Source organism: Halorubrum ejinorense, assembly GCF_055389685.1.
On the sequence record NZ_AP043777.1, the window covers coordinates 86,287 to 104,206 of the forward strand.

Below are 17,920 nucleotides of genomic sequence, written 5' to 3' on the forward strand. Positions count from 1 at the left end.
TGACCCACCAACTCACCCACCGGTGATCGCTCGTGGGACCACGCCAGCCTGCGGCCCGCGAGCGAGGGATCCGACTCATCAGCCACGAGACCGCCCTCTCCACAGAAGGGATCGTCTGTACTGCGGTCTCACCGCGAGTAACTGAGTGGATTCCAGACCTCCTCGCCGAACTCAAGCCGCACACCGAACGGGCTATCCGCAATTGTACCGCTACAGATCCGTGGCGCGCTAGCACACAGCTCCTCGCAGAAACCCTGCCTGAGTGGCAGACCATAGACAAAAAATGGACCGACGATGTCGCTGAAGCCGTCGCGTACACCCGCGCTATCACGACCCTTGCGCTGACCTATACAGACACCGACGTCGACGCACTCAGTACGTACCACCAACAGCGACACGTCAACCTAACCGATACGGTCACCACCATCGGCACGGGGCGCGGCCCAGTCAACGGAGACCTCGGCGCACTCGCGAACGGCCCGGTCGCGCTCCATCGAGAACTCGAGGACCAACCCGAAGTCCTCACACTCCTGTTGGACGGCGACGCGTGGACCTCGCTCACGGATCGGCGGACGGGCGTCCGCGCACTCGCGGCGATCACCGTCCTCGCCGACGGGTTCGATGTGCGGATCGTCGCGTCCCCGGCGGTCCACCGACACCTCTCAAAGCGGTATCCCAACTGGACCGAGTGTCACCTTGATCTTACTGCCAGCCGGGATCGGTCCCCCCACAACCATTCCACGCACACCGTCGACGCCGCGTGGGAGGCCATTCGTGACCTCGACACCGAGCCAGGAAAGCGACGCTTGCTCGGACACCTCAACGCCGACGATGCCCGACGCTACCGCGATCTCAGTACCGATCCCACGATCGATATCGCCGACGGCACCGTCAGCCGCTACGTCCTCGATCTTGAAACGCGCGAGTTAGTCACGATTGGTCGTCGTGGCCAACACAACACGGTCCAACTCACCGATCTGGGCCAGTTCGCCGTCCAACGGTGTCTCGACGACGATTATAATCTCGTCCACCCGGACCAGCGCCGACTCGATGAGCGTCTTACTGGGGCCCCTCAAGAATCCACAAGTACAGTGTCGCCCCGCCGGGCAGGCAGGGAAACACCCACCCTCGACGAGCGAGTGGCGACAACTGGGAACCCAGACGCAGACGACGACTACGTCCAGTGGCTCACGGACCCTACAAACAGCCCAGACCAGCTCCACGAGCGATTCAGCACCGTCGCCCATGACGACGCCATCACACTCGTCGACGACCAGCCAGACTCGTTCGAAGACGGCCGAGTCGCCTACCTCAGTCACACCAACGACGAAACCCTCGTCGTGCTCCAGTGGGGCGGCCCCCTCGCCACGTTGGGACGTCTCGCGGGCGCCTTACTCAGCAAGAAAGCACTCTCCAACATCCTCACCCCCGAACGACTTGGCCAGGAGTTCGAAGCGATCGATGACGGCACCCAGGCGTATCCCGTCGACCGTATCCTCCGTCGTGGCCACCAAGTCGGCTGGTACAGCGACGCCGAAACCACCTACGGAGCGTGGCGCGAGCGAACCACAACGGTTCGAGACCGCCTCCTCGCGCAGGTTGCCGAACTCACAACCAGCGACGACACGGCGGCCCGCAGTGAACTATTCGAAGATCTCCACGGGCTGATCGCCTCAGCCACCCAGCTGTATCACGCAGCCGGTATCGATCTCACGACCACCCTTAGAGTGCCCGATACCGACGCACTCGTACGCAACACTACCCACCTCCAGGACCTCTGTGAGTTCCTCGCCAAAACAGCTCCCAAACAGTCCGTCTACGGGATTCACTCGGGCTACCGCATGCTGTTCGAAGACCGGCCCGCAAAGCTGTGCCGGCGACTTCCCGCCGAAACGGACCACGACGCGAGGATGGATCTCACGATGTCGTGGGTGGTTGCCGGCCCGACGATCACGGAACTCCACGACGAGATCACCGATACCCTCTCGAGGGAACTCACGACGGTCCGGGAAGCGATCGCCGACGGCACTGAACGCGCACCGACACTCGAAATTCCGGTCGTCGACGGGACGACTTACCCCGCCATCCGGCAGGTGATCGACGAGATCGCGATGACCCACGACGCCCAGTGGACACCCCGCGAGCGCCAGCGGCTCGTGCGGTTCTGTCTACGCTCGTTCGGCCCGGCGGACACCAAACAGGCGTGTCCGTACGACGTCGTGGTGAGCCTCCTACGGGCGCTGAACGAGTCTCGAACGCCGACGCTGGCCGCGGTCGAGCGCGCAGCGGCTACGCTCCCACCGGAGCGTTTCCGCCCCGATCTCACACCGACAGCGACGAAGCTGTACGCCACCCTGCTGCGAGCCGACGGTCCACTCGGCCGCTCGGAGCTAATCGAGCAAGCAGACATCTCCGCGAGCAGTTATGACCGACGGCTCAGCGATGTCCGCGATCTCGATCGCGTCACGCCCGTCCAGCAGGGAGGCCACCGCCGGTGGACCACGACGACGCCGACGCCACACCCGAAGACACCGCCAGTGACGGCGTGGCTCCCGGCGACCAGCGATCAGCCCGTGCCGCCGCTGGTGACGCATCGACAGTCAACCACACCCACCGGGCCGAACAGTCCTCCCCCAGACCGCACCGGGAGAGACGATCGCGGTGGGTGGGACAGACAGCCACCGATCTCGATCCCCACCCCCAGCGGCGACGCCGATTACACCATACGTCCAATGACGACCACCAGCACAAGCCGACAGCCGAACAGCCACGCTCACCAGATCACAGACACCCGAGACCACCCACACGACACCATGACTCCGACACCACACCCCACGACAGCAGTCGCGACCCCACAAACACGGCTCTCGAACGGGGGTGAGCAGTAATGAGCGACCAAACACTCGACCTAGAGACCGTCATCAGACGCGATCGCCCGACAGCGACGGACGGAAGTATTCAGGTCAGCACCGACAGCACCGACGTCACTGAGGGGTCGCGTGTCCTCCTCGGCTTCGGCGATGACCGCGAGGTCACCTTCGCCGTCCTCACGCCGACAGAAGCCCAAACGATCGCGACAGCCCTCGAACAGGCAGCCCAGCAGGCAGCCGCCGCAGACACGCTCGAGGACCCGACCGATGAGTGACGACAGTACCGATTTCACGGCCGAAATTGACACCGTGGGCACCCCCGACGGCGAGGATCCGGACCACGATCCAACCAACGGTCGCTGGCTCGAGACTCGGGTCGCCGAGACACTCGAGCAGTGGGGATACAGGACAGCCCGCAACGAGTACTGCTTCGGGCTCGAAACCGACGTGATCGCCCGCCGAGACGATCTCCGTGGTGACCCTGATGATTTTCTCGTCGTCGAGTGTAAAGACTGGCACCAAGTGCCGGTCCAGCGGGACGCCGTCGAAGCAGTCGCGCTGCGGGCCGCGCTCATGCGGGCAATGCCCGTCCTCGCTGTCGCGCGCCGCGTAACTGAGAGCGCGTGGCGGTTAGCCCAACTACTCGACGTTCGGATTATGACCGAACAGGATCTCGACAAAGGCCAACTCCCGCCGCTGACCGAACGCCGGCCTCCGAGTGGAACGCTCCACGTACGGCGGGAACCGTTCATCCACGACTTGCGTGACCGGCTCCCGCTTCTAGTCCACCGTCGAAGCGGTCTCGATATCGAAGCCCCTGTCTTCCACATCGCGGATCACGGTCCGTGTTACGTGCCGGACCGAACGGGCAACGACGAGTACGTCAAGGCCGCCGACAGCGACTACGACTTCGGGTAAGAGCGGACGCTGGGGAGGTCACACCCCATCGGTGCCATAGACTTATTTAATTGTAATACCATCGTACTACTATGAAGTACGCAAGTGTCAGTGTCAAATTCCCGGTTGAGCTGGACACTGAGATTGAGCGGTTCCTTGATGAGACGGGTATTTACACCAATAAAAGCGAGTTCATCAAGGAAGCCTGCCGGTCGCATCTTCGCGAACTTAATGACGACGCAGCAATCACCGCGCTTCGGCTAGAGCAACTACTCGCACAGGCTGAGCAGAGCCACCAATCAGATACCGAGATCGACGCCGATCTCACAGCACTCGGCGAGAAAGTCGATGCAGACGACGTTGAACGGGCCGTCGAAGAGGCCCGTGAGGAAACGGCCACACAAGTGTACGGATCTGATTCGTGAAGATCCTTGACACGAATCTGTGGGTATTCGGGACACTACGAACCAACGAACGGGCAACCGAATTGCTCACAGCAATCGATCGCGGTGAGACAACATCGGCGATCAGCGCGTACATGCTCCAAGAGGCGTTAGCCGCATTTGATCGCACCAAGGGCCTCTCTGCGACAGAACAAGACACCGTCAAAACCAATTTTGTGACACGACTCACCCGGATGACGGGCCTCATCGAAGCGCCATCAAGTCGTGATGCGAGTGATGCGCTCCTTCGAGAACAACGGTCGGCGCCCACAGTACGAACACTGGCTCGCGTCTGTGGGGTCCAGCCGAAAGACGTTCCAATCCTTGTGTTAGCGTTTGAGCATCGTGACCGCCAACCAACTATTTTGACGAACGACGAGTCCTTCGCAGAATTTGAGCCGGCAGCACACTCGCTTCCCGAGATCACGATCACGCACGTTTCCTAACGGTCGGATCACATAGTCCAAAACCGCGGTCATACGGTGACGAGATCGTCGCGGACACGAGTCTCAATCCGTGGCTTCAACGAGTTTTTCGTCACGAGGTCGGCTTCAATACCAAGCTTCTCCGTCAGTTCGTTTTCCAATCGAACGAGATCGAACAACGTTACTGGCTTGTCGAACGCGACGAGTACGTCGAGATCACTATCGGATTCTTGTTCACCACGCGCATACGATCCGAAGATACCCAACTCGCTGATCGGATACTCCTGCTCAAGTTTCGGCTTGAGCTGCGCGAGTCGAGTTGAGATGTCTTCGGTTGCCATAGGGTGTCTACGACTGCGCTGGGTGAACTACCCCACCCTACTCAGCGGCTGACGCCGCTTCGTTGAGGGTGGGGCTTCCTGTTTCGATGACGCGCTTTGCAGACACCTGAGTGGTGTCCGTAGCGAGTGCAGTCTCCACAGGCGTAGATTCGGGCCATCCCAGCCCTAGTTCAGAAAAACCGCGTTGCAGTACGTTCATCGCCGCGTTCGCATCACGGTCACACTCGAACCCACAACTCGGACAGGAGTGTTCACGTACCCAGATGGGTTTCGCTGTCTCCACACCGCACGAGGCGCACTCTTTGGTCGTTCCTGCCGCGTCAATCTGTACGACGTGAGTGCCGTACAACTCTGCTTTATATTCGAGTAGGGTGATGAACTGTCGCCACGCCGCATCTTGCTTGTTGCGAGCGTTGTGCGACTGCTCTAACATCCCCTTCACGTCCAAGTCTTCCACGAATACTGCGTCGTACTCACGGACGAGCCACGTCGTGATTTTGTGCTGGTAGTCCAGTACTTTCCGCCGAATGTGGCGCTTGACCTTCGCCACTTCCCGGCGTTGCTTCTCGTAGTTGTTTGACCCGTGTACTTTCCGTGAGAGTTTGCGTTGTTCACGGCACAGACGCTCGTATTCGTCTTCAAGATCGATCCAGTCCACGGTCGTGCCGTCCGACGTGTGGATGTAGTTCAGAATGCCGAGGTCAATCCCGATACTGTTGCTCGTATCGAGCGTCTCCACGTCGGGTTTCTCAGGCAGATCTGCCGTGTCAGTTTCGAGGCCGAAGGAGACGAACCACTCGCTGGTCGTTTCCTGTTTCACCGTGACTTCTTTGATGATTGCCTCGTCGGGGATCTCGCGATGGTGGCGGATCTCGATATCTCCGATTTTGGAGAGCCAGAGTGTCGCGGTGCGGCCACTCGTGTTTTTGAGCTCGAAGCCGGACTGCGAGTACGTCATGCTCTGGTAGTCTCTGGGTGATTTCCACGTGAGTTTCCCGACCGTGTTCCCATTTTGCTTCTGTTCGGAGAGTCCGGTGAGGTTCTGATAGAACCGCGTGACGGTTCGTTGGAGAGCCTTCGAATTGACGTCCGAGAAGATGGGAAACTCGTCTTTCCAGTCGGGAAGTCGAGAGTGGTGCTTGTACGCAGAGCCGATGTCGTCGGCGTCCACGTTCTCGTACTCGTAGAGGGTATAGTTGTACGCTTGGCGATGAACATCGATGTGGTAGTCAAGCCGCTCCGCTACCTCTTGTGTTGGGTAGGCGTGGTAGCGGTGACTGTACTCCATCGCTGTCTCTTGATTAGAGATATGTCGATTTAATGGTTTGTACTGGTGTGCGGCGATTCATCCCCTCCCTACTCGCTCGCGGTACTCGCTCGTGGAGGAAGGAGCATTCTCGCCTCAATTTTGGTAATTATGTTTTGGCAACAAGTGACTCTTTAAACTCGAAGCCGACGTGATCGCCCGCCGGGAATAGCTCCATGGCGAACCAACCGACCTTCTCATCGCCGAGTGGAAAGACTGGCACCAAGTCCCGGTCCAGCGGGACGCCGTCGAAGCAGTCGCGCTGCGGGCCGCGCTCATGCGGGCAATGCCCGTACTCGCTGTCGCGCGCCGTGTCAGTGCGAGTGCGTGGCAGTTAGCACAGTTGCTCGACGTGCGGATCGTCACCGAACAGGATCTCGACAAAGGCCAACTCCCGCCGCTGACCGAACGCCGGCCGCCGAGTGGAACGCTCCACGTACGGCGGGAACCGTTCATCCACGACTTGCGTGACCGATTACCACTACTAGTCCACCGTCGAAGCATCCTCGATATCGAAGCCCCTGTCTTCCACATAGCGGATCACGGTCCGTGTTACGTGCCGGACCGAAAGGGCAACGACGAGTACGTTAAGGCCGCCGACAGCGACTACGAGTTCGGGTAAGAACGGGGGGGAGAGCTGGGTAGCAAGACAAGACACCAAGACTTTTCCATAATTGAACCGTCTAACAAATCATGAATTCTGAAACAGTTCAATCAGAGGGGACATATGTTCGGCTCCCTGTTCCCCTTGGAGACCCCGACGCATTCCGATACGGAGCAACGGCTGATATCGTACACCTCCTTGTTGATAATCCAGATCGAGAGTTCACAAACCGTGAACTTCACCGAGTAACAGACCGAGGACTGAGTGGTGTGAATGCTGCTGTTGATGTTCTTGAGTCACTTGGAATAATCCGTGTCGACCGATCTGGCCGAGCAAATGGAGTTCAAATCGATCCGGCAATGCTCGTCAAAGCAGACGATCCGATAACAACGATCCCACAAGCAGAGTATCACGCACCAGTCAGAACAATTGCTACGGAACTCAACGAACAGCTTAGTCAAGATATCGGTATCGTTCTGTTTGGGAGCGTGGCGCGAGGCACCGCTGATCGGACAAGTGACATTGACTTGTTCGTTGTTGTCGATGAAAATCGAAGACAGGCCCAGCGTGAGGCTCACCGCATTGAACGTGAGATTGCCAACACGTCGATTGATGGCGATCGGTATGAGGCACACATCATTGTCGAACCCAGCACGTCAGCAGGGAGCCACGATCGAATCGGAGAGATACTCACTGAAGGACTGACGCTTCGCGGCTCACCAGCACTCCGTACAGTGAAACAGGAAGTGTTCCACAATGGGTCTTAACGAGGTCGTCAACACGCTTGAACGCGTTGAACGGCTCGTGGAAGACGGTGAAACAGGGCCGGCACAGGATTCGCTTTCTTGACAACGAGGTAGTGACGATGCTGACATCCAGCTTGGGAAGGCATGTGCGATGCTAGGGACGTGTCGGCAGCTTCGAGAGGGAACGAACAACTACGTTAGTATCGTCGAACTCTCATTCAACGCGATAGAGCGGTCATTTCAGTTCTACCTCGTCGATATGACGGCCGCAGAATCGACGGATTATAGAGAGCAAGGAGAATACCCGCGCCTTTAGGCGCAGGATGAATCCGACATTTTGACCGACAATCCACCGGCGACATTCCAGTCGGATATTCCACGCGGTCGTTAGTCTTAATCAGGACTCTTTCATAATGTATTATGAAGTCAGTTCGATGCTGGAGACAACCCGCACCTACGTCGCCCGAATCACGAACCACTCACAGGTTCGTGACGACCTTGACCAGTGCGGGTTCTCTGCATCCAAACTGTGGAACGTCGGCCGCTACTACATCCAACAACGGTGGGAAGATGACGGTGAGATACCCGACGAAGCCGAGCTGAAGTCGGAGTTGAAAGACCACGAACGCTACAGTGACCTGCATTCTCAGTCAAGTCAGCGAGTTCTCGAAGAACTTGCTGAGGCGTTCACGGGCTGGTACAACTCTGACGACAGCAACAACCCACCGGGCTACCGGAAACGTGGCGACGACCATCCACGCTCGACCGCCACATGGAAGAAACGAGCCATCAAGCACGACGACAAACACGACCAACTTCGGCTCTCAAAAGGTTTCAACCTGAAAGAGAGTCGGTCTGACTTCATCCTCGCCGAGTACGAAACCCGCCCTGACGTAGAAGTTGAGAACATCCAGCAGGTGCGTGCCGTCTACAACGGCGACCGCTGGGAACTCCACCTCGTCTGTAAGAAAGAGATCCCCGTCGAGGACGTCCCCGGTGACAAGACAGCGGGTATCGACCTCGGAATCAGCAACTATCTCGCCATCGACTACGAAGACGGCGCGGGTGAGTTGTATCCGGGGAACACGCTGAAAGAGGACAAACACTACTTCACTCGTGAGGAGTACCAGACTGAAGGTGAGAATGGCCCGTCAAAGCGAGCGCGGAAGGCTCGGAAGAAACTCTCTCGACGCAAAGACCACTTCCTCCACACCCTCAGCAAACACATCGTTCAGCGGTGTGTCGAAGAGGGCGTGGAGAAGATAGCGGTTGGCGATCTTAGTGACATCCGCGAGGATGAGGACGGTGACTCGCGGAGCTGGGGTGCGTCGGGGAACAAGAAGTTACACGGCTGGGAGTTCGACCGATTCGCCCGCCTCCTTGAATACAAGGCCGAGGAACACGGTATCCTCGTTGATCGTGTAGACGAGGAGAACACCTCGAAGATGTGTTCGTATTGCGGGCAGATTCGAGATAGCAACCGTGTGGAGCGTGGTCTATACGTCTGTGAGTCGTGCGAGACGACAATGAACGCGGACGTGAATGGTGCGGTGAACATCCGGCGAAAGATAACTCAGAGTCCCCCGACGGGGGATATGAGTAACGGCTGGTTGGCACAGCCCGGAGTCTTCCTGTTCGACCGCGAGAGCGGACGGTTCACACCGAGAGAGCAGGGAGACTGCAAACCCTAATATCCCAACGCTCGGGATTCCTCCGCCTTCAGGCGGAGGAAAATGTCAACAAAATCATGCGGAAGTGTTCGATGACATCGCCGCACAAAATATCTTCTCTGATGAGGGAATTGCGAGTCGGATCGACGCGTTCCGCTCCGAGCACCGCTCACGATTCTACTACGATATTGATCGACCTGGCCGAGACTTCGCAATGGCGATGTATGAGTTAGCAGAGAATATCCACCAATATCTCGTAGAGTTCGCTGACGCACACTCTCGGTGTAGCTGCGAGACGTACTGATTTGAGGTGCCGGTGTTCTTTGCTAGTGGCCAAGGGCCGTGTTACGTGCCAGATCGAGCGGGGAACGACGAGTACGTCAACGCTCGCGACACCGACTACGAGTTCGGCTAGGAACGGGTGCTGGAGGGATCACGAACCATCCCGCATAGTGAGGCGAGTAGCGAGGGCGTCCAACATCTCCCACAGAAGTCCAGACACCGAACCTGCGTCGAATGAGGCTGGTTCGTACGTGTATGGCTCATTCACGTCTTCTCGTTCCTGAAAGTGAAGCAGGCCGTCGATGTGGGGATTCGGTTCACAGTGGAAGCCACAATCGAAGCCGGATGATTCGCTGTAATGAAGTGTATAGTATGCCTGAATCGGCGTTCGCATCCACGTGTCACTCGTGCGATCAGCGTCCTCTGGCCCGGGTGACGGGTCTGGAAGCCACGTGAGTCGGAGGGAGGCAGTCGATCCCGAACGACCGAACCAAGACGGATCAAGCGCAGCCTGTAGTTCTCGGTATTCACTCGGTGGCTCACCTGTAACCGACAGCACGGCGGGATGTCGCGCCAACTCGCCACGCAACTCGCGAAGGATACGATGTCGGTCCCGTCCTGACGTGGTTCCGCCATCGAAACGGACACCGTCTACCTGGGACTGAGAATCAGCAGATTGGTGACGTGGAGACTGGATGTCCGGCGCATCCGACTCATCGGTCATACGGTGAGCGACGACTGGTCAGCGGACCACGTATCGTAGTTTGTGATCGCATCTTGGACGAGAGAGAGGTGATACCGGGCGAGTTCCCAGTCGCTTGCGACCTGCGTGAGTTCATGTGCGTGCTCGGCAGAGACAGTCTCTGCAGCCGCTCGTTCCCGGAGTATATCCGGCGTGTCAGCATCGTATTCTGTTTTCCAAACCGCGATATCGTCTTTTAATGCTGCGGCCTGCTCCGAGAGTTCTTGTTTCGTCGTCCCTTCAAGTAATTCACGAATATCGCGGAGTCGAGTGTACAGTGGATCCGGATAGTAGTGCCGGGCCCCACTATCGTCGCTTTCCGCCACGACACCGAGGTCAACGAGTCGGCGGAGGTGATCCCGTGCCGTATTCGGGGACACGGCTGCTTGCTCTGCGATCCACGGTGCGGATCGGGGCTCCGAGAGCGTCATCGTCACCGACTTGACTCGATCAAACGCCGATGCGTGTTCTTTCCAGGTCTCCATCCAATCAGCGTTATCAGGAGGTTCTGAAGGTGACATACGTGGTTGTACCGCCTCGACAGTAATAATTCTACTCCCACGCAAATTATTGCGCTATATTTGTGACCGCAAGAGTACTGATGGTGTGGGTCGAGCACAATAGTGACAAGCCAACCGATTTCCCGTCGTCAAGTGTAAGGACTGGCACCAAGTCCCGGTTCAGCGGGACGCCGTCGAAGCAGTCGCGCTGCGGGCCGCGCTCACGCGAGCAATGCCCGTACTCGCTGTCGCGCGCCGTGTCAGTGCGAGTGCGTGGCAGTTGGCACAGCTCCTCGACGTGCGGATTATAACTGAACAGGATCTCTACAAAGGCCAACTCTCACCGCTGACTGAACGCCGGCCGCCGAGTGGAACGCTCCACGTACGGCGGGAACCGTTCATCCACGACTTGCGTGACCGATTACCACTACTAGTCCACCGTCGAAGCGGTCTCGATATCGAAGCCCCTGTCTTCCACATAGCGGATCACGGTCCGTGTTACGTGCCGGACCGAACGGGTAACGACGCGTACGTTAAGGCCGCCGACAGCGACTACGAGTTCGGGTAGGCGCTGAACATCGCCGCGACGATTACTATTGTTCTTCTAACCAATAGTATAATACTATTGGCCTGAGTACCAATAGATGAGGATGGCCTCACTGACCGGCGACGACCTTGATGGCGTGAGCGAGGGGCGAAAGTACCCCGACGGGACTGTCGTCCGTGTGTTCTGTATGCGGACGGACCGTGACGCATACCCGTCTGGATGGGCCTACAAGCTTCACTACGGCGCAACAGAGCCGAACCCGCCCCACACGCTTGACGATGGGACGATTCGTCGGTACGACAACTCGCATGAGGACACGAAAGGGCACGAACGACACGTCGCACCGGGCCCCGACCCAGATAGTATCACGTTCCCCGGGATGGTTGAACTCTGGGAACGGTTCTGGAGCGAGATCCCAAAATCCGCCTTCGAGGTCAAGTGAGGCCATCATACCACAGTGATACCATGACCGATACCACGCCGCCGCTACACCCGATGGAGCGCGAACAGCTTCGGACCGAATCAACCCTCGTCGTGACCGTGAAGTCGTCCAGTGAGTTCCACGACGACATCACTGACGGGATCAAGACGCTCGAACAGACAGACACAGTAGATTCCACGCCGACGCTCTCGTTCACCAGCTATGATGATCTGATGGAAACGTTGACGCCGCGAGCCCTCGAGCTAATTGAAGCTATCCGTCGGGAGGAGCCAGCCAGCATCAACGAGACCGCACGGGTCGTTGACCGGGACGTGAAGAACGTTCACGAGGAACTCAGTCGGCTCGCCCAGCTGGGCATCATCTTCTTCGAGGAAGATGGACAGCGTAAGCGCCCGATCGTCTGGTTCGACGAACTCGTCATTACTCTCCCATTCGATCCAGAAACTGGTGACACGGCCACTGCCGCGCCGTGAACTACCCCACTCTACTCTCTTGTCATCACGAGACGTCCCTACAAGCGAAGAGTTCCCGGAGGGGCTGAAGTACAGCTTTCAGTACCTTGGTCCGGCCGACGAAGAGATCCTCCGGTACGACAACGCGAACGACGGCCACGACGTTGGGCGACACCACCGCCATACCCGCGACGAGGTCGAAGGTATCGAGTTCGAGGGCCTTCGGTCACACATCCAGAAATTCCTCGAGGAGGTCGAAACCATCCATGAGCAAGAATTCGCCTAACCACGCCCACGAGCCGCCAGAGGACGTCGACTACCCTTCGACGCTTCACATCACGTCGAAGCCGTTCGAAGAACACAAGGAGAGCGTCCTCGACCGTGCGGACCGCTGGGAGCACGGTGAAGAGGTGCCACACGTCGTCAACTTTCAGGACGCCACCCGCCTCCAGCGACTCCTCACCCCTCGACGCCTGGAGCTGGTACGGAGCCTGATGGACGCGCCAGCGGAGAGCATGCGTGACCTCGCCGAGCGGCTCGACCGGGACGTTCGCCAGGTCCACGACGATCTCCAGATTCTGAACGAGTATCGAATCGTCCACTTCCGTGAAGAAGACGGTGCGAAGAAACCGTTCGTTCCCTACAACACAGTCAGCATCGAGGTCGAGTTGGGCCTATCGGGGGGCGAGGAGCCAGAGTCGGCCGCTTCAGTCTGACGGATTGCGGTGTCGAGCGCGTCGATGTCCCTTGTCGGACGCAGCGCGCTAGAATCCATCTCCCACCGGGCACCACTCGCTCGCGCCCTAGTGCGGGGAGGAAATCAACCGTGGAGATACTTTTGGCGCAATTGCGCCACATATTGTGTATCCCAGCCTTTGGTTTCAACGTAGTAGCTGAGCACAGCGTCGACGTATTCTATGGGCAGAATCTTGTGAGTTGCGAGGATACAGAGCAGATGTGGTGTCGTGAATAGTGTGTTCCGGTCGTCAAGAGCGAGATTAATGAAAAGGTAGTTGGTAGTGTTGAATTCGTCCGTGATGAAGAGCTCTGCCTCCAACTCGTTGGCCAGCCAGACACCTTCGGCCTCTCCTTGATCAAGCCCATAGTCGATCGGCTCGTCGGCTCGGTTGTCGACATCGTGTGTTGTTATATGATGGGCAGCTTGGAGGGTGAGATCCGCGGCGGCAGCTAGGAGGTCATCATCCCCCGTGGCATCGGTGACCTCGCCGAGAACACTCGCTGGTACGTGGACGTCGTACCCGGTGAGGAGTGTTTTGAGTGGGTCCCCGCCAGAGGGAGCCTTCGGCCGCCCGTCAACGACCGGCGTAGCGAGATTCAACAGCACATTCGTATCAACGACGGCAACGGCGTGCTCCGACATTATCAGGCACGCGACTCGTCATCAGAATCAGCTGAATTTGAGTCCGTCCATTCGGAAATCTCGCCGTCGTAGAAGGTATCGTCACTCGGGAGCCCATCCTCGAGTGTGGGTATAGCGGGCGTCCGATCGATCGACTCTCGGAGGAGTTTCAATCGCATTGCCTCCTCACGGCCCAGAATTGCTTCGACGGTGTCGTAATCGACCCGGCCGTCGTAGTAGGCGTCGCTCAGCCGTCGCTGGAACTCCTCGTCGTTTACAAGCTCTTCGAGTTCGTCCTCAAGTGCGTCGATGATGAGACGGGTACGAGAGATATCGAGGATTTCAATCGCGCTATCGGCGCGCTCGACGAGGGACTTGGGGGCGTTAAAATCGACGCGTGTTTTTTCCTCAGCCATCACACTATGTGTAGAATCTACACACACATAGTTTCTTTGCCGTTCAAGCGAGTGGATCATAATGGCTGAGTCAGTCGAGACACCCATCGGTACCGTAACGACGCTTCTTGGCCGACCGATCATCGCGACGTGCTGTCGCTCGTCCTCGACAAGATCGAAGGGCGGATCGCGACCCCCTGGAACGACTAGGGAGGCTCCCGCTACGCACTCATGGAGGCGCTATCGGCGTCGCCGAAGTCGATAAGCGGGTAGTCAATGTAAGCTAACCCACGGCTAAAGCCGTGGGCTTTCAGCGTGGACTCCCGCTCTGGCCGACATTTCGGCAGGAGGGTCATACTCTCCATTCGCGTTCAGCGTCCCGCTGTTCAAGCGCACGCCTACGGGTGCGCCTCCACCGGAGCCAGTTTGGTTCCGGCGGAGATACCGCAAGCCGATGTTCTTGGCGGCGTTGTAGTCGGCGTGGTTCTCGTACCCGCATTTCAGGCACTCGAACTCCTCGCCGTTACGGTTGTCGGGGTGCGTGAACCCACACGTCGAACACCGCCGTGACGTGTTCTCCGGGTCAATCTGCTCCACGTCGATGCCGTACTCGGCTGCTTTGTACTCGACGTACTCGAACAGGCGGTTGAATGCCCACTTGTGGCCCCACGACGCACCAGTGCGCTCACGGATGTCGGTCAAGTCCTCGAACGCTATCACCGAACAGCCGTACTCGCGGGCTTCAGCTACCAACTCGTTCGAGATGCGGTGGAGCGTGATTTTGAACCGACGTTCCTCTTTCCGACCGACCGATTGGATGTTCTCATGCGCCCACCGCGTGCCGTGTTCCTGTAAGTCACCATGCCGTTGCTCGTATTCGCGCCGCCAGTGGTCGAACTCGTCACCCGTCCAGAACGTGCCAGTCGAGGCAACTGCAAGACTGTTCACGCCGAGGTCAACCCCGAGAACCGTTCCGTTCTCGGTGGCTGTCTGCTCCGACGTGTCAGACTCCACTTCCTTCTTGCAGTGGATATGAAGCATCCAGTTGCCGTCCCGGTAGTGCAACTCCGCCCCTGTCGTCTCGTACTCATCTGAGAAGAGGTATTCCGCGTGGGGCGTGTCTTGTTCGTCGTCAGGAAGCACGTAGTCGGCTTCAATCCGTCCGTCTGTGGTGGCGAGACTGACGTACTCGTCGTGGAAGGTGGCGGTGCGGTGGTCGTAGACGACGTGTGGACTGGTGAAGTGCGGCATCGACCCCTTCTTCCCCTGTTTCCACTTCTCGACCACGCTCTTGCAGGCGTCAGCGGCCTTGTTCCGGGCGGCTTGGACGTGGTTGCTGTGTAACGCCGTCTCGTCGCGCACGTCTTCGTAGGTGTCGTCGTGGAGCGTGGTTTTGCTCGTGGTGACGTATTCGCCTTCGAAGGCGTGGCGAGTCACGTAGTTAGCGGCCCACAAGAACTCGTCGACGGTGTCTTCGAGGAGTGCGGCGTCGTCACTATCCACGGCGAGTTTCACCGGAACAGTGCGCCGCTTCTCCATACATCATATGTATTGCCGATAATTCAAAACTATTGGGGAGTCGGCCCCTGTCGTAGTCGGTGGATTGTTGCACGGAGCGTGCGCGCTTCCTCCCACCCCTGAAGGGGTGGGTTTCCGCGCTGTTTCCGCTATGAACCTCAATCCGATCGAACGGGACGACGGGTTGGATCGCGCCGCTGGGGCCGCCTTCGTCGAGAGTGAGGATACCCAGGACGTCGAGCTGCTTCAAATCCGAGTGGACATCCGAGACGTCGCGATCAACGAGGCGAGCTGCCTCGCGCATGCTCTCGGGGGTTTCTTTTGCGATCGCCCGGATGAGTTCGAGACGAAGTGGGGTGAAGCTGTCGACGAAGTCGTCGTAGGTTCCGAACTGGAGCGTCGCGTTTCCATCCTCGCTGTCAAGCTCATCTGCGTCAGCATCTTGGACAAACTGGAGCGTGTCTTGCCGGAGCTGTTCTCGGTCGCCGACGGTGATGTGGAGCGTGGTCATGGTCAGGGTATCGGTGAGTCGGGTGGTGGTGGGTCAGTGTGGTCGAGGCGGGTCGCCGCCGACAGCCTCCCAGTACTCGTCCGCGCTCGCCCAAAACTCAACAAGCCGGTCTTCCATTCCCGGAAACTCGATGTCATCAGTCCCAGATCGTCTTGTAACCGGCGTCACCGATAACACCGTCAGTCGTGAGGATCGCATCAGTCTCCTGTGCCCGGTGACTAGCGACGATCAGGCCGTCGTGGATGCTGAACTCACCAAGCAGTTGGGCGTATTCTGCCAGCTCCGCATCACCGACGGGCGCGACCGAGATCGGCCCGTTTCCAACCAGCGCCTGACGGGCGTCCTCTGGCGTCCCCGTGAGGGAGACCCCCCGAACGTCCTTGTCGCGGGAGACCGAGTACAGCACTTCAGCGATCGCCGTACTCGGTGTCTCGATGACCGTTTCCCCAGCTTCAGCTTCGGCGAACACCTGGTCAGCCTCTCGCGGGAGCGCGTCGACGAGATAGACCAGCAGCGAGACAGCGTCAGCAGTGTATGCTGCCATCTCAGGCTTCCTCGTAGTTCCGATCGCGGCGATCTCGGACGCGCTGTCCCAACTCCTCGGCGATCTCCTCACGCTTCGCATCCGAGGTGTCGTCAGGAACGAGCATCCCGCGTCCGCCGGTACGAGTACGTTTTTTCACCACGATCCCCTCATCGGTGTCCATCCAGACGACCTCGTCACCGGGCTTTAGGTCGTACTTCTCGCGGAGTTCGTGGGGGATCGTCGCCTGGCCCTTCTCTGTGACACGAGTAGACTTACTCATACGTAGTAATACTTTCCGTAATACCTTAGTCTTGCGGAGGGTGATCGATTCACAGGTGGACGAGCCGGATGCCCCGACCCTTGAGGTTGGGGAGGAAGCCAACGACTTCAGTCGTGGGTCACTGCCCCAGAAGTAGGGGCTTGCGAGGAGAGCGTGACATCGTCCTCCGAGACAGCATTCACCAAGCCGACAAAGTGGGCCCATGCCCACCCGAACAGAGACACCACGCCTGCGCGGAGGCTGGAGTCGCTCACAGCAGCAAGCTGGGGGTCGACAGACAGTCCGCTAACGACGAGGCTCACTCCAAGCAACCCGAACACGACCCCACCGATTCCGAAAAGAGAAGCAGCAGTCTGCTGTGCGGACGTGAGATTCGCGTAAGCCGCCGTAAACAACGTCAGGACCCGCTGATAATTTTTGACTGGATCATCCGGTTCGGCGTGATCAGTCTCGTGGATCGCTGTCGGACCATCGAGTTCCGACTGTTGTAAATCGGCACCAGAATCTTCGACAGCGACATCAGTCGTCGTCGCGGTGACCCAAGAGTCGGCGATACTGTACCAGTACGGTCGTCCAGTCGTATCGGCATCAAGATAGCCGTACTCAGCGAGTGTATCCAAGTCCCTACGCAGCGTGTCTTCTGTCACAGCAAACGCCTCGCAGTCGGCCAACTCCTGAACACAGACTGTTCGTGCCTGCTGGTCGGTCAGCTCCCGACGACAGTCGTCTCCCGGCGAATAAATGATCTCAACAATCTCTTTCGCCCGGGATTTCACCCGAGAAACCGGTTGCTGATCAGATCCAATCCGGTCGTCACGACTGATAGCAGCTTGTATCGCTTCGACAGAGGAGGGACAGTCCTCTCGCTCGCGTCCCGTCTCTGAGACGGCACCCATCGCGAGTGTGTTCCCACTGATGGTAATAAGATACCCTCGGTGAAGATATCAATTCTGAGAACTAGCTGCCTAATTCAATATACATCTTTCGGAGATTCGACTTTCGAATTCGAGAAATCGATTTTCATAATCCCCCCGTCAGTGCCCAGCGCAGGATGTACGAACCA

General features: G+C 58.4%; 22 protein-coding genes and 2 pseudogenes. 13 read left to right on the plus strand and 11 right to left on the minus strand.

Going from position 1 to position 17,920, the window contains the following annotated elements:
* The first annotated feature begins 32 nt into the window (after nt 1-32).
* The 4 genes from ACZ5KW_RS01545 (at nt 33) to ACZ5KW_RS01560 (ending at nt 4,192) form a co-directional block, all read left to right on the plus strand.
* A complete protein-coding gene (locus ACZ5KW_RS01545; protein ID WP_343779204.1) occupies nt 33-2,888 on the plus strand; it encodes a plasmid replication protein RepH in 2,856 nt (951 codons plus the stop codon).
* Nucleotides 2,888-3,145 (plus strand): hypothetical protein, encoded by a 258-nt coding sequence (locus tag ACZ5KW_RS01550; protein WP_343779205.1) that lies wholly within the window; start codon nt 2,888-2,890, stop codon nt 3,143-3,145. Before ACZ5KW_RS01545 ends, ACZ5KW_RS01550 begins: the two co-directional genes overlap by 1 nt.
* A complete protein-coding gene (locus ACZ5KW_RS01555) occupies nt 3,138-3,788 on the plus strand; it encodes a restriction endonuclease (protein WP_343779208.1) in 651 nt (216 codons plus the stop codon). The genes ACZ5KW_RS01550 and ACZ5KW_RS01555 overlap by 8 nt, the downstream gene beginning before the upstream one ends.
* 71 nt (nt 3,789-3,859) lie before the next feature.
* The gene (locus ACZ5KW_RS01560; protein WP_343779211.1) at nt 3,860-4,192 is read left to right on the plus strand and encodes a ribbon-helix-helix domain-containing protein; all 333 of its coding nucleotides are present in this window, start codon (nt 3,860-3,862) and stop codon (nt 4,190-4,192) included.
* A gap of 493 nt (nt 4,193-4,685) precedes the next feature.
* On the opposite strand, the gene ACZ5KW_RS01565 is transcribed toward ACZ5KW_RS01560, so the two are convergent.
* Together ACZ5KW_RS01565 and ACZ5KW_RS01570 are read right to left on the minus strand one after the other, a co-directional pair.
* A complete protein-coding gene (locus tag ACZ5KW_RS01565) occupies nt 4,686-4,976 on the minus strand; it encodes a nucleotidyltransferase family protein (RefSeq protein WP_343779213.1) in 291 nt (96 codons plus the stop codon).
* Between the two features lie 37 nt (nt 4,977-5,013).
* Complete coding sequence (locus tag ACZ5KW_RS01570; RefSeq protein WP_343779215.1) at nt 5,014-6,264, minus strand: RNA-guided endonuclease InsQ/TnpB family protein; 1,251 nt, start codon at nt 6,262-6,264, stop codon at nt 5,014-5,016.
* A gap of 370 nt (nt 6,265-6,634) precedes the next feature.
* Here ACZ5KW_RS01570 and ACZ5KW_RS01575 point away from each other — a divergent pair, with 370 nt between their 5' ends.
* The 5 genes from ACZ5KW_RS01575 to ACZ5KW_RS01595 all read left to right on the plus strand — a co-directional run bounded on the left by ACZ5KW_RS01575 (nt 6,635) and on the right by ACZ5KW_RS01595 (nt 9,606).
* Nucleotides 6,635-6,904, plus strand: coding sequence for a hypothetical protein (locus tag ACZ5KW_RS01575; RefSeq protein ID WP_464388576.1), 270 nt, complete (start codon nt 6,635-6,637; stop codon nt 6,902-6,904).
* 71 nt (nt 6,905-6,975) lie between these two features.
* Nucleotides 6,976-7,653, plus strand: coding sequence for a nucleotidyltransferase domain-containing protein (locus tag ACZ5KW_RS01580; RefSeq protein ID WP_343779219.1), 678 nt, complete (start codon nt 6,976-6,978; stop codon nt 7,651-7,653).
* 130 nt (nt 7,654-7,783) lie between these two features.
* Nucleotides 7,784-7,948, plus strand: coding sequence for a hypothetical protein (locus ACZ5KW_RS01585; protein WP_464388577.1), 165 nt, complete (start codon nt 7,784-7,786; stop codon nt 7,946-7,948).
* A 118-nt stretch (nt 7,949-8,066) separates the two neighbouring features.
* Nucleotides 8,067-9,323, plus strand: a complete 1,257-nt coding sequence (locus tag ACZ5KW_RS01590; protein ID WP_343779220.1) for an RNA-guided endonuclease InsQ/TnpB family protein — start codon at nt 8,067-8,069, stop codon at nt 9,321-9,323.
* A 64-nt stretch (nt 9,324-9,387) separates the two neighbouring features.
* Complete coding sequence (locus tag ACZ5KW_RS01595; RefSeq protein WP_464388578.1) at nt 9,388-9,606, plus strand: hypothetical protein; 219 nt, start codon at nt 9,388-9,390, stop codon at nt 9,604-9,606.
* A gap of 698 nt (nt 9,607-10,304) precedes the next feature.
* Here ACZ5KW_RS01595 and ACZ5KW_RS01600 read toward each other — a convergent pair.
* Nucleotides 10,305-10,847, minus strand: a complete 543-nt coding sequence (locus tag ACZ5KW_RS01600) for a winged helix-turn-helix domain-containing protein (protein ID WP_343779221.1) — start codon at nt 10,845-10,847, stop codon at nt 10,305-10,307.
* Nucleotides 10,848-11,476: 629 nt separating this feature from the next.
* On the opposite strand from ACZ5KW_RS01600, the gene ACZ5KW_RS01605 reads away from it, so the two are divergent.
* From ACZ5KW_RS01605 to ACZ5KW_RS01620, 4 genes are read left to right on the plus strand one after another with little or no spacing between them, the layout of a single operon-like run.
* Complete coding sequence (locus ACZ5KW_RS01605; protein WP_343779842.1) at nt 11,477-11,815, plus strand: toxin-antitoxin system TumE family protein; 339 nt, start codon at nt 11,477-11,479, stop codon at nt 11,813-11,815.
* A 23-nt stretch (nt 11,816-11,838) separates the two neighbouring features.
* A complete protein-coding gene (locus tag ACZ5KW_RS01610) occupies nt 11,839-12,288 on the plus strand; it encodes an HVO_A0114 family putative DNA-binding protein (protein WP_241686152.1) in 450 nt (149 codons plus the stop codon).
* Nucleotides 12,263-12,553 carry a toxin-antitoxin system TumE family protein gene (locus ACZ5KW_RS01615; protein WP_128904886.1) on the plus strand — a complete coding sequence of 97 codons (291 nt, stop codon included), beginning with the start codon at nt 12,263-12,265 and terminating at the stop codon, nt 12,551-12,553. The genes ACZ5KW_RS01610 and ACZ5KW_RS01615 overlap by 26 nt, the downstream gene beginning before the upstream one ends.
* On the plus strand, nt 12,534-12,983 hold the full coding sequence (locus tag ACZ5KW_RS01620) for an HVO_A0114 family putative DNA-binding protein (RefSeq protein ID WP_343779224.1): 450 nt from the start codon (nt 12,534-12,536) through the stop codon (nt 12,981-12,983). Before ACZ5KW_RS01615 ends, ACZ5KW_RS01620 begins: the two co-directional genes overlap by 20 nt.
* Before the next feature lie 104 nt (nt 12,984-13,087).
* On the opposite strand, the gene ACZ5KW_RS01625 is transcribed toward ACZ5KW_RS01620, so the two are convergent.
* From ACZ5KW_RS01625 to ACZ5KW_RS01660, 8 genes and pseudogenes are all read right to left on the minus strand, one after another.
* The gene (locus ACZ5KW_RS01625) at nt 13,088-13,648 is read right to left on the minus strand and encodes a hypothetical protein (RefSeq protein ID WP_343779226.1); all 561 of its coding nucleotides are present in this window, start codon (nt 13,646-13,648) and stop codon (nt 13,088-13,090) included.
* 2 nt (nt 13,649-13,650) lie between these two features.
* Nucleotides 13,651-14,043, minus strand: coding sequence for a hypothetical protein (locus tag ACZ5KW_RS01630; RefSeq protein WP_343779228.1), 393 nt, complete (start codon nt 14,041-14,043; stop codon nt 13,651-13,653).
* 273 nt (nt 14,044-14,316) lie between these two features.
* Nucleotides 14,317-15,561 (minus strand): RNA-guided endonuclease InsQ/TnpB family protein, encoded by a 1,245-nt coding sequence (locus tag ACZ5KW_RS01635; RefSeq protein ID WP_343779230.1) that lies wholly within the window; start codon nt 15,559-15,561, stop codon nt 14,317-14,319.
* A 130-nt stretch (nt 15,562-15,691) separates the two neighbouring features.
* Nucleotides 15,692-16,051 (minus strand): annotated as a pseudogene (locus ACZ5KW_RS01640) (HVO_A0114 family putative DNA-binding protein); the annotation flags it as partial.
* Nucleotides 16,052-16,084: 33 nt separating this feature from the next.
* A pseudogene (locus tag ACZ5KW_RS01645) lies at nt 16,085-16,189 on the minus strand (toxin-antitoxin system TumE family protein); the annotation flags it as partial.
* Nucleotides 16,188-16,595: a hypothetical protein gene (locus ACZ5KW_RS01650; RefSeq protein WP_343779232.1), complete on the minus strand. Its 408-nt coding sequence runs from the start codon at nt 16,593-16,595 to the stop codon at nt 16,188-16,190. The pseudogene ACZ5KW_RS01645 and the gene ACZ5KW_RS01650, both read right to left, overlap by 2 nt.
* Nucleotide 16,596: 1 nt before the next feature.
* Nucleotides 16,597-16,857 (minus strand): AbrB/MazE/SpoVT family DNA-binding domain-containing protein, encoded by a 261-nt coding sequence (locus ACZ5KW_RS01655; protein ID WP_343779234.1) that lies wholly within the window; start codon nt 16,855-16,857, stop codon nt 16,597-16,599.
* A gap of 107 nt (nt 16,858-16,964) precedes the next feature.
* A complete protein-coding gene (locus ACZ5KW_RS01660; protein WP_343779236.1) occupies nt 16,965-17,753 on the minus strand; it encodes a Fic family protein in 789 nt (262 codons plus the stop codon).
* Between the last annotated feature and the right edge of the window lie 167 nt (nt 17,754-17,920).

Coding starts and splice junctions, on each gene's coding strand:
- ACZ5KW_RS01630 (WP_343779228.1), bottom strand. CDS start 14,043: ATGGCTGAGGAAAAAACACGCGTCGATTTTAACGCCCCCAAGTCCCTC.
- ACZ5KW_RS01570 (WP_343779215.1), bottom strand. CDS start 6,264: ATGGAGTACAGTCACCGCTACCACGCCTACCCAACACAAGAGGTAGCG.
- ACZ5KW_RS01555 (WP_343779208.1), top strand. CDS start 3,138: ATGAGTGACGACAGTACCGATTTCACGGCCGAAATTGACACCGTGGGC.
- ACZ5KW_RS01565 (WP_343779213.1), bottom strand. CDS start 4,976: ATGGCAACCGAAGACATCTCAACTCGACTCGCGCAGCTCAAGCCGAAA.
- ACZ5KW_RS01580 (WP_343779219.1), top strand. CDS start 6,976: ATGAATTCTGAAACAGTTCAATCAGAGGGGACATATGTTCGGCTCCCT.
- ACZ5KW_RS01635 (WP_343779230.1), bottom strand. CDS start 15,561: ATGGAGAAGCGGCGCACTGTTCCGGTGAAACTCGCCGTGGATAGTGAC.
- ACZ5KW_RS01585 (WP_464388577.1), top strand. CDS start 7,784: ATGCTAGGGACGTGTCGGCAGCTTCGAGAGGGAACGAACAACTACGTT.
- ACZ5KW_RS01590 (WP_343779220.1), top strand. CDS start 8,067: ATGCTGGAGACAACCCGCACCTACGTCGCCCGAATCACGAACCACTCA.
- ACZ5KW_RS01560 (WP_343779211.1), top strand. CDS start 3,860: ATGAAGTACGCAAGTGTCAGTGTCAAATTCCCGGTTGAGCTGGACACT.
- ACZ5KW_RS01660 (WP_343779236.1), bottom strand. CDS start 17,753: ATGGGTGCCGTCTCAGAGACGGGACGCGAGCGAGAGGACTGTCCCTCC.
- ACZ5KW_RS01610 (WP_241686152.1), top strand. CDS start 11,839: ATGACCGATACCACGCCGCCGCTACACCCGATGGAGCGCGAACAGCTT.
- ACZ5KW_RS01625 (WP_343779226.1), bottom strand. CDS start 13,648: ATGTCGGAGCACGCCGTTGCCGTCGTTGATACGAATGTGCTGTTGAAT.
- ACZ5KW_RS01655 (WP_343779234.1), bottom strand. CDS start 16,857: ATGAGTAAGTCTACTCGTGTCACAGAGAAGGGCCAGGCGACGATCCCC.
- ACZ5KW_RS01620 (WP_343779224.1), top strand. CDS start 12,534: ATGAGCAAGAATTCGCCTAACCACGCCCACGAGCCGCCAGAGGACGTC.
- ACZ5KW_RS01605 (WP_343779842.1), top strand. CDS start 11,477: ATGGCCTCACTGACCGGCGACGACCTTGATGGCGTGAGCGAGGGGCGA.
- ACZ5KW_RS01550 (WP_343779205.1), top strand. CDS start 2,888: ATGAGCGACCAAACACTCGACCTAGAGACCGTCATCAGACGCGATCGC.
- ACZ5KW_RS01650 (WP_343779232.1), bottom strand. CDS start 16,595: ATGGCAGCATACACTGCTGACGCTGTCTCGCTGCTGGTCTATCTCGTC.
- ACZ5KW_RS01600 (WP_343779221.1), bottom strand. CDS start 10,847: ATGTCACCTTCAGAACCTCCTGATAACGCTGATTGGATGGAGACCTGG.